The organism is Betaproteobacteria bacterium (assembly GCA_009377585.1).
Classification (GTDB): Bacteria; Pseudomonadota; Gammaproteobacteria; order Burkholderiales; family WYBJ01; genus WYBJ01.
Map to the genome: position 1 here is coordinate 1 of WHTS01000189.1, position 3247 is coordinate 3247.

Sequence of the window (3247 nt, forward strand, 5' to 3'; positions counted from 1 at the left end):
GACCATCGCGCGCGCCAATCGCGTAACGTCGTATCAGATCGGCGGCGTGACTAAAGCGAACGGCGAGATCGTCGACTACTACAACGTGTTCCGCAACATGAAGCGCGCGCTGCGCGACTATGCCAGCGGACCCGCTGACGACGAGGAGCCCCCGGTCCGGAACAAGTCGGCGCTGTTCGCGTTGCTCGACGACTCGATCGAACACGGGCTTGCCTACCTGCGCGAGCAGGGTGTGCCGTTGCGTGAGGCGCTGGACCGAGACGACATATTCGCCAAGCTCGGCCGCTTCAACGACTATGCGAATTCGCTCCTCGCCAGCGATGAAACGCGCAAGGCATTCAACGTCTACGAAAACGCGATCTCGTCGCTCTACGAGGCGTGCAAGCCGGAAGTGGTGGGACGAGGCAAGGGCCGTATCGTGTCCGCGTTCGAATACCTGCGCGGCGTCATGGACGCCATCGTCGATCAGGCCGACATCGAGCAGGTGGCGCAACGCATCGCCGAGTTGCTGGACGAGAGCGTGGTCGTCGATGATACTCAGGCGCACACGGCCCGGCAGTTCACCGCCGAGTACCGGATCGTGCAGAAGGGGCGTACCTGGGATCTGAGCAAGGTCGATGTCGACAAGTTGAGGGAGGAGTTCAAGCACACGCCCCACAAGCACATCGAGATTGCGGACCTGCGGGCGTGCCTGGATCACAAACTGGCGCAGATGCTGGCACAGAATGTCACCCGGAGCGATTTTGCGCAGCGCCTGCAAGCGGTGATCGATGCCTATAACTCGGGGGCTGCCTCCACCGAAAACTATTTCGACGAGCTGGTCAAGTTCACGCAGGCGCTGCAGGACGAAGCCGAGCGGCACATCCGAGAAGGGCTGACCGAGGACGAGCTGGAGCTCTTCGACCTCCTCAAGAAGGACAGCATGACGCAGGAAGAGACACAGCGAGTGAAGCTCGCGGCCAGGCAGCTTCTGAAGCGCCTGGTGGAAGAGCACCCCAAACTGTTGGTGCAGGATTGGTACAAGGACAATCAGACCCAGCGACAGGTCCGTTCGGAGATCGAGCGCGTGCTGGACCGCGATTTGCCGGATAGCTACGAGCGTGCGCTGTTCAAGCAAAAATGCGATAACGTCTTCGAGCTGGTCGTGGACCATGCGAGCCGCGGGAAGCGATGGGCCGCGTAGAGGTGAGAAAAAATGCGACGTGGCGGGTGAATGCCCGCTAAAGCCCCCGCCCTCGAGGTCCTCCGCACGACCTTCGGCCACACCGAATTTCGCGGCTCGCAGCGCGAGATCATCGAGCGCGTGAGCGCCGGCGGCGACGCGCTCGTTCTCATGCCCACCGGCGGCGGCAAATCGCTGTGCTACCAGGTGCCGGCGCTGCTGCGCGAAGGCACGGCGGTCGTGGTCTCGCCGCTCATCGCGTTGATGCAGGATCAGGTGGCAGCGCTCACCCAGCTCGGCGTGCGCGCGGCCTTCCTCAATTCGACCCTCGACATCGACCAGGCCAAAGCGGTCGAGCAGGCGTTCGTGCGTGGCGGGCTCGATCTGCTCTACGTCGCACCGGAACGGCTCACGACGCCACGCTGCTTGGATCTCATCGGCCGCGCGCGGGTGGCGCTGTTCGCCATCGACGAGGCGCATTGCGTCTCGCAATGGGGCCACGATTTCCGCCCCGAATACCTCCAGCTCTCGGTGCTGCACGAACGCTTTCCGGCAGTGCCGAGAATCGCCCTCACGGCAACGGCCGATCCGCAAACGCGCGCCGAGATCATCCAGCGCCTCGCGTTGGCCGACGCGCAGGTATTCGTCTCCAGCTTCGATCGGCCCAACATCCGTTACACCATCGTCGACAAGGCCGACGCGCGCGCGCAGTTGCTTCGCTTTGTTCGCGCGCAGCATCCGGACGAGGCGGGCATCGTCTACTGTCTGTCGCGACGGCGGGTCGAGGAGACGGCTCACTGGCTGCGCGGCCAGGGGATTGCGGCGCTTGCCTACCACGCCGGCATGGACACCGCGAGCCGCAACGAGCACCAGATGCGCTTCCAGCGCGACGAGGGCATCGTCATGGTCGCCACGATCGCGTTTGGCATGGGCATCGACAAGCCGGACGTGCGCTTCGTCGCGCACATCGATCTGCCGAAGAGCATCGAAGGCTACTACCAGGAAACGGGCCGCGCCGGCCGCGACGGGCTCCCCGCCGATGCCTGGATGTCCTACGGGCTGGGCGACGTGGTGCAGCAGCGCCGCCTGATCGATGCGTCCGAAGCAGGCGAAGCGCACAAGCGCATCTCGACCGCCAAGCTCGATGCGCTGCTTGCGCTGTGCGAGACCGCGCAATGCCGTCGCGTTCGCCTGCTCGCGTACTTTGGCGAGGAGAGCGGCCCGTGCGGAAATTGCGACACATGCCTGGTTCCGCCCCAGACCTGGGATGCGACCGAAGCGGCACAGAAAGCGTTATCGGCGATCTATCGGACCGGGCAGCGCTTCGGTGCGGTGCACCTGGTCGATGTCCTGCGAGGCAGGACCAACGAGCGAGTGTTGCGCTGGGATCATCATCGGCTCGGCGTATTCGGGATCGGCGCGGAGGTCGACGATGCCCAGTGGCGCAGCGTGTTCCGGCAATTGGTCGCCCTCGGCTATGCCGAGGTCGATCACGCGGGATACGGCGCGCTGAGATTGACTGCGGCAGCGCGGCCGATACTGCGCGGCGAGCACCGGGTGGAGATGCGTCGCAATATCGAAGCCAGGCCGGTCAAGGCATCGCGGGGTCGGTTTGCAAGCGCAGCTTCGGAGCTTGCGCCCGATGCAAATCTGCTCGCCCGGCTCAAGGAATGGCGCCGCGAGGAAGCACGCCGACAAGCGGTGCCGGCGTATGTGATCCTGCACGACGCGACCTTGGCCGAGATCGCCCGGCGCGTGCCGCGCGACATCGATGCGTTGGGCGAGATTTCCGGAATCGGTCAGAAGCGCCTGGAGCGCTACGGTGCTGCGCTGATCGACATCGTTCAGGCCGAGCGTGCTAGCCGGGACTGAGCTTGCCAAGGCACGCCGAGTCCTGCGGATCGCGCTTGCGCGGTCGCCAAGGGGTCAGGTCTTGCTTGTTGCATCTCATGAGGCAAAGTCAAGGCCTGATCAAGCGCTGACTTCGTGATGTGACCCCGTGCTTTGTTGCATCTCATGACCAGGCGCTGAACTCGTGGTGTGACCCCGTGCATTGGCGATATGCAACAATCAAGACCTGACCCC

The 3247-nt window shown here is 64.2% G+C and carries 2 protein-coding genes; both read left to right on the plus strand.

The window, feature by feature from the left end:
- Positions 1-1183 (plus strand): DUF3387 domain-containing protein (locus tag GEV05_29650; GenBank protein ID MPZ47450.1); only part of this gene is annotated, 1183 nt, incomplete at its 5' end.
- A gap of 30 nt (positions 1184-1213) precedes the next feature.
- Positions 1214-3034 (plus strand): DNA helicase RecQ, encoded by a 1821-nt coding sequence (recQ, locus tag GEV05_29655; protein ID MPZ47451.1) that lies wholly within the window; start codon positions 1214-1216, stop codon positions 3032-3034.
- The last annotated feature ends 213 nt before the right edge of the window (positions 3035-3247 follow it).

Bases quoted from the DNA above. Each gene is read 5' to 3' on its own strand.
- recQ (MPZ47451.1), top strand. From the start codon at position 1,214: ATGCCCGCTAAAGCCCCCGCCCTCGAGGTCCTCCGCACGACCTTCGGC.